A 6,176-nucleotide genomic window follows, 5' to 3' on the forward strand; every position below is an offset into this window, starting at 1 on the left:
GGGCTTGGCAAGAGCGTCAACCCCAACCTCCCTCATTCCTGTGCCCGTCACTGGAATGAAGGATGAGAAGTAGACGCCTCGCCTCCGACTTGCCCTCTAACGCCCCTCGTACGAAGTTGCCGTGAGGCAAACGCCGGTCGATCGGCCCTCACCAAATATCAACAAGCGGCGACATCGCCAACACGGCGGCTAGCTCACCCAGCCGGCTTGCTAAGAACACTCCAGTTGAACCCCTTCGCCCAGTCGGCATAGCTGTGCCAGCCGACATCGGGAAAATCGCGGCGCAGGGCGGCGATATCGGCGTCGTAGCCGGTACGGTCGAACCATTCGAACATCAGCGCCGTATCCTCGCTCTGCTGCCGTATCGCCGCGATCGGCAGCTCCCGGTAAACGATCGGACGGCCGAGCGCCTCGGTGAGGATCTTCGCCTGCTGCTCGCCCGACAACTCGTCGCCCGCGATGTCGAAACGCTTGCCGAACACCTGTTCGCGCCGCTCGGCCAGTGCCGCGATGAAAGCGCCGATGTCATCGATGGTGATCTGCTGCAGCACGCGAGCGGGCGGCAGAGCTGCGGCATAGACGCCCTGGCACAGCCCGTCGATCGCCCAGGGCGCCACGGTGTTCTCCATGAAGGCGACGGGTGCGCTGATCGTATAGGGGATGCCGAGGCCAGCCACGTGCTTCTCGACCAGATACTTGCTGTCGAAATGCGGAATGCCGGTCTTCTTGTCGGCGTCGCCGACGGAGGAATAGATCAGGTGGCCGATGCCGGCGGCCTTCGCCGCATCGGCGGCGATGATGCCCTGGCGGGTCTCCGCTTCCACTCCGGCCTCATAGCTGTTGCCCATCAGAAACATCGTGTCGACGCCGCTTGCGGCCTTCGCCACGGAAGCGCCGTCATTAAGATCGCCGGCGACGACTTCGACCCCTGCCGCGGCCAGCCGCTTGGCGCCGTCACTATCAGGCTTGCGTGAGATCGCCTTGACCCGATGTCCCCGCGCGATCAATGCCCGGACGACCGCGCCGCCTTGCTGGCCTGTGGCGCCGGTGACCAGAACGCTTCGTGTATTGCTCATCTGTCTGCTCCTTGTTGTGACTGATGCAGCAAAGGTAAGGCCTGTCGTATTGAACCATAATGGCCTATAGTTGGGAAACATCGTACCCTCATAGGCTACAATGATCGATCTCAACGATATCATGATCTTCGCCCGCGTCACCGAAGCGGGCAGCTTCACCGCCGCCGCGCGCTTGCTCGGAATGCCGAAGACGACGGTCAGCCGCCGTATCGCCGCGCTTGAGCGCGAACTCGGCGTGCGGCTGCTGCAGCGCACGACCCGCAGCCTCAACCTGACGGCTTCAGGGCGTCTCTACTACGAAGAAAGCAGCCAGGCGCTGCGCACCATCGAAGGTGCCAACCTGCGGCTTGCGGAAGCGCGTGCTGAGCCTGCCGGCACGATCCGCATATCGGCGCCGGTCGGCTTCGGCGGCCACTTCCTCCAGGATGCGATCTTCGAATTTCTTTCGACTTACCCGAAGACGAGCGTCGAGCTGCGCCTGACCGACGACAGGCTGAACCTCGTCGAAAGCGGTATAGATCTCGCCTTCCGCACCGGCATCCTCGAGGATTCCACGCTGATCGCCCGCAAGCTCGGCTCGACGCACCGCCTTCTCTGCGCAAGCCCGGATTATCTCGCCCGTTGCAGCACACCTGATGTGCCTGAAGATCTCGCCCGCCATGACTGCGTCATCGCCGGCCAATCCGCCCAGGCGCAATGGCTGCTGGAAGGTCCGCACGGTCAGGAAACGATCGCGGTTTCGGGGCGCTTCGCCGCTAACGAGATGCAGGCGGTGATGGCCGCCGCGATCGCCGGCTACGGCATTGCGCAATTGCCGCACGGCGTCGCCGATGCCTGCATCAAGGACGGGCGGTTGCGCCGGGTTCTCGACGGCTACACGACGCCGGCCGGTGGCCTGCATGTCGTCTATCCCAGCAGCCGGCACCTGCCGCCTTTGGTCAAGGCATTCATCGAGCTGGCCGCCAGACGGCTGAGCGCCTTGGGGATCGGCGGGAGCGACGACTTCGTGATCGTATAAAGGTAGCCGCCGGCATTGCGGCAGCACACAGGCGATAGGCCTCGTCATGTCGGATCGGTCACCGCAATCGCCGATGACGAAGGCGTTGGTCAGCGCTCTGCGTGATTCCGATTTCGACGCCGATTTTCGCTCTCGCCTGAAAGCGGCTTGATAGATGACGCCTACCAATCGTTCCAAAGCTTTCATTTGCGCCCTGCCCCCTGGCATGAAATCATCCGGTCGTTGAACGATATCCCGGCAAAACGGGATGCAGCCTCGAGGAAACACCAGCGGCGCGCTCGCGAGCCCATTCGACGAGACCCGCTGCCAGAACGCAACAATGGAATGGCGATGCGAGAAGAGCGCATTCCGGCGTGTTTCCGGCTGCTCGAACAGAGGAACCGACCATGGCCAAAGTATTGTGCGTACTCTACGACGACCCGATCGACGGCTATCCCAAATCCTACGCCCGTGACAACCTGCCGAGGATTGATCAATATCCTGGTGGTCAGACCTTGCCGACGCCGAAGGCCGTCGACTTCCAGCCCGGCACTCTGCTCGGAAGCGTGTCGGGCGAACTCGGCCTTCGCAAATATCTCGAGGCGAACGGCCACACTCTGGTGGTCACCTCGGACAAGGACGGCCCGAATTCGGCCTTCGAGCGCGAACTCGTCGACGCCGACGTGGTGATCTCGCAGCCTTTCTGGCCGGCCTATCTCACCGCCGAACGCATCGCCAAGGCGCCGAAGCTCAAGCTGGCGCTGACCGCCGGCATCGGTTCTGACCACGTCGACCTGCAGGCGGCGATCGACCGCGGCATCACTGTCGCCGAGGTTACCTATTGCAATTCGATCAGCGTGTCCGAGCACGTCGTCATGATGATCCTCGGCCTCGTCCGCAACTACATCCCCTCCTACCAGTGGGTGGTGAAAGGCGGCTGGAACATCGCCGATTGCGTCACGCGATCCTATGACGTCGAAGGCATGCATGTCGGCACGGTCGCCGCCGGCCGCATCGGTCTTGCCGTCCTGAAGCGCCTGAAGCCTTTCGACGTGCACCTTCACTACACCGACCGCCATCGCCTGCCTGATACGGTGGAGAAGGAACTGGGCCTCACCTGGCATGCGACGCCTGAGGAAATGTACGAGGTCTGCGATGTCGTGACGTTGAATTGCCCGCTCCACCCCGAAACGGAGCATATGATCAACGACGAGACCCTGAAGCACTTCAAGCGCGGCGCCTATCTCGTCAACACCGCCCGCGGCAAGCTCTGCGACCGCGACTCGATTGCGCGTGCGCTCGAAAGCGGCCAGCTTGCCGGTTATGCCGGCGACGTCTGGTTCCCGCAGCCGGCCCCTGCCGACCACCCGTGGCGCACCATGCCACATCACGGCATGACGCCGCATATCTCGGGCACATCGCTCTCGGCCCAGACCCGCTATGCCGCCGGCACGCGCGAGATCCTCGAATGCTTCTTCGAGCAGCGGCCGATCCGCGACGAATACCTGATCGTCGACGGCGGCAAACTCGCCGGCACCGGCGCGCATTCCTACAGCGCCGGCAATGCGACGGGCGGTTCCGAAGAGGCCGCAAAGTTCAAGCGCACGTGATCTGAACAGGCAAGGCGCATGCGGCCCCGCATGCGCCTGACCACGTCCCGCCGCAGAGATGATCGTGGCGCCGGCGCGACAGGAGGCGGTGCCTCTTTCACTGCCAGAGGAAGTCCGGTCCCGTGCTCTGGGACGTGAGCTTGAGCGTCCCATCCGGCTGCACGACATAGGTCTCGAACACACGGTAACCGAAATCGCCGAGAAAGGTATTCTTGACCACCGTTCCCGGACGATAGGGCGAACGGAGAACCTTTCCTCCATAGGTGAGGCTGCCGGGAAGAGGCTGCGGATCCCCTGCGCTGGCGCAGGCCGAGAGAGCGAAGAGAACGGCAAGGAGCGCGTATTTCATTCGGACTTCTCCTCGAGCAGGCGTAGCGGCCTGAGCGACGTCGATTTCCTTCTTATAACACGCAGCCTTGATGCTGTTCACAACGCAGCCTTGCTGCTGTCGAAGTATTTACGTCGCTCCTCCGCCCGCGAGAGGGCGCTGGCGATCCTCTCATCGGTAAAGGGCTTGGAGATGACATCGAGCGCGCCTTCGATACCGTGACCGACATTCTCGGGACTGCCGGTCACGAAGATGACGTCAACCCCATGGCGGTCGATCAGCCGACGCGCGAGCTGGGCGCCGCTCAGCCCATCGGAGAGACTGAGATCGACGAGCGCGACATCGCTTCTTTGAGCGTGGGCGAGTGCCTGCTCCACCGTCGAAACCGGCCCGATGGTCTGGTGTCCGGCCTCTTGCGCAATGCGTTCGAGCTCCAAAGCGATAAAATTCTCATCTTCAACGATCATCACCTTCATGGATAAGCCTCCTCATAGACGGCCTGTCAGGCGCACTGCCGGCAGGGCTACAACGCAACCGTCCCCGGAATGTTTCCACTTTGAGAAGAGTGTGTTGGCGATGGACGGGCAGCGCTGCGTTATCGTCCCGCTACCGGTCCTTGTGGAGGAACCAGCTGATGGCGAGGTCGCTCCCCGGCCTATGCCGCACCCGTCGTGACCAGCGACATTACTCCGCCCGGGCAAACAACTCCCGGTCGCGGGCGCGGATGGGGTCGGTCCAGTCGCGTTCGAACCAGGGCGTGCCGCCGGGTTGAGGCGGGCGTTTGAGCTCCAGCGGACGGGCCGGGCCGTCGCTCGCTCCGGAGGCGACACGGAAGATGTAGTGGTCGTACATCCTCAGCGCCTCGATCATGTAGCTGGTCGCAACCGTCCGGTCGCGCACGACGACGAGGTTTTCGCCGTTCTCGTCATCGGCGGGGTTCGAGAAATTGTAGGAGCCGAGATAGACGCGCGCCGTCGGCTTGTCGAAATCGAGCACGACGAATTTATGGTGCATGCGCGTGCCGCGCTGGTTGCCATCGACGCCGGCAAGGCCCGAGGGCTCGGTCAGAAACGGCGGCGGCACGTTACCCGTCAGGGCCGCCGCCCGCACCACCCTGCGGCGATTGTCCGGCGTCAGCACGTTGAGGCCGAGATTGCCGGCTCGCACCTCGGCATCGGCGATGCCCATGACATGCACCTCGGGGCGTTCGAGCGCGCGGCCGAGCGCCGGGCCGATCGCCCCCCTGGTCATCTGGCCGAGGAAGGCGAGCGAAAAGAGCACGCTGGACTCTGCCGTATCGATATCGGCGCCGATCTCGTCGAGCCGGCCATTGGCATCGCTGTGTGGGGAGAAAGCGACCTTGGCGTCGACGCCGTCAAGGCCGAGATCGATCCAGCCGGCGGAACTTGGCGAGTCGCGGAAGTCTTCGGCGCGTTTGGCGGTGAAATAGCTCTCGAAGGCGGTGAAATAATCGTCGATCGCCTTTTCGCTGTGGACGGCAAGGCTGTTGTTCGACTGTACATAGAGCCCGCGCCAGCTGAGATTGGTCGAGCCGTAAAGCACGGTCGAAATGCCGCCGCCGCGGACCGCGATCGACTTCTGATGCTGCAGGTTCGCCATGTGCTGGCGCTTGACATTGGCAGCCCCCGCCGAGGCGATCAGCCGTTCCGCCGCCCTCGTCTCCGGCGAATTCGGGCGGCCGTGGCCCTTGGTGCGGTCGCTGTCGTCGATGATGATCTTCAGCTTCGGCCCCAGCGCCTCCAGCCGGGTGACCACCTCGGGCAGGTTGAGATCATAGGCGATGACGCGCACCTCGGCGCCGGCGTCGCGCGCTTTATCGAGCAGCGCAAGCGTTTCGGCCCGCGCCTCGAAGCCCATCCAGGCGAGCGCCCGCTCGGCATCGGCGTGCGTCGGCACGAAGTCCAGCCCCTCATCGCCAACCGGCGGCACCAGCGTGATGATCGTCGGCGCGTCGGGGGCAAAATTGCGCACGAAGGCCTGCGATGAGACGAAGCCGCGGGTGAAGGCGACGTTGAGCTTGCCGGGAATGGTCTCGCGCATCAGCGCCAGCTCCGCCTCCTGCGCCTCACCCGATGTCAGCGCGCCCGCCGCATCCATGAACTTCGGCGTGACTCGATAGAGAAACTTGCCGGGCAGATCGGCAT

Annotated in this window: 6 protein-coding genes; 2 read left to right on the plus strand and 4 right to left on the minus strand. The window is 63.7% G+C overall.

The window, feature by feature from the left end; all coding sequences use genetic code 11:
• Positions 1-194: 194 nt before the first annotated feature.
• The gene (locus FY112_RS09475) at positions 195-1,076 is read right to left on the minus strand and encodes an NmrA/HSCARG family protein (RefSeq protein ID WP_151518260.1); all 882 of its coding nucleotides are present in this window, start codon (positions 1,074-1,076) and stop codon (positions 195-197) included.
• Positions 1,077-1,176: 100 nt separating this feature from the next.
• On the opposite strand from FY112_RS09475, the gene FY112_RS09480 reads away from it, so the two are divergent.
• Together FY112_RS09480 and FY112_RS09485 are read left to right on the plus strand one after the other, a co-directional pair.
• Positions 1,177-2,094 carry a LysR family transcriptional regulator gene (locus tag FY112_RS09480; RefSeq protein WP_151518261.1) on the plus strand — a complete coding sequence of 306 codons (918 nt, stop codon included), beginning with the start codon at positions 1,177-1,179 and terminating at the stop codon, positions 2,092-2,094.
• 386 nt (positions 2,095-2,480) lie between these two features.
• On the plus strand, positions 2,481-3,683 hold the full coding sequence (locus FY112_RS09485) for an NAD-dependent formate dehydrogenase (protein ID WP_094085680.1): 1,203 nt from the start codon (positions 2,481-2,483) through the stop codon (positions 3,681-3,683).
• A 97-nt stretch (positions 3,684-3,780) separates the two neighbouring features.
• Here FY112_RS09485 and FY112_RS09490 read toward each other — a convergent pair whose 3' ends face one another.
• The 3 genes from FY112_RS09490 to FY112_RS09500 form a co-directional block, all read right to left on the minus strand.
• On the minus strand, positions 3,781-4,032 hold the full coding sequence (locus FY112_RS09490) for a hypothetical protein (protein ID WP_131619696.1): 252 nt from the start codon (positions 4,030-4,032) through the stop codon (positions 3,781-3,783).
• A gap of 77 nt (positions 4,033-4,109) precedes the next feature.
• The gene (locus FY112_RS09495; RefSeq protein WP_151518262.1) at positions 4,110-4,487 is read right to left on the minus strand and encodes a response regulator; all 378 of its coding nucleotides are present in this window, start codon (positions 4,485-4,487) and stop codon (positions 4,110-4,112) included.
• A 208-nt stretch (positions 4,488-4,695) separates the two neighbouring features.
• A partial coding sequence (locus tag FY112_RS09500; protein WP_151518263.1) for a phospholipase D-like domain-containing protein occupies positions 4,696-6,176 on the minus strand: 1,481 nt, incomplete at its 5' end.

The sequence above is a fragment of the Rhizobium sp. PEPV16 genome (genome assembly GCF_008919455.1).
Lineage (GTDB): Bacteria > Pseudomonadota > Alphaproteobacteria > Rhizobiales > Rhizobiaceae > Rhizobium > Rhizobium leguminosarum_Q.

Coding starts and splice junctions, on each gene's coding strand:
- FY112_RS09490 (WP_131619696.1), bottom strand. CDS start 4,032: ATGAAATACGCGCTCCTTGCCGTTCTCTTCGCTCTCTCGGCCTGCGCC.
- FY112_RS09480 (WP_151518261.1), top strand. CDS start 1,177: ATGATCGATCTCAACGATATCATGATCTTCGCCCGCGTCACCGAAGCG.
- FY112_RS09495 (WP_151518262.1), bottom strand. CDS start 4,487: ATGAAGGTGATGATCGTTGAAGATGAGAATTTTATCGCTTTGGAGCTC.
- FY112_RS09475 (WP_151518260.1), bottom strand. CDS start 1,076: ATGAGCAATACACGAAGCGTTCTGGTCACCGGCGCCACAGGCCAGCAA.
- FY112_RS09485 (WP_094085680.1), top strand. CDS start 2,481: ATGGCCAAAGTATTGTGCGTACTCTACGACGACCCGATCGACGGCTAT.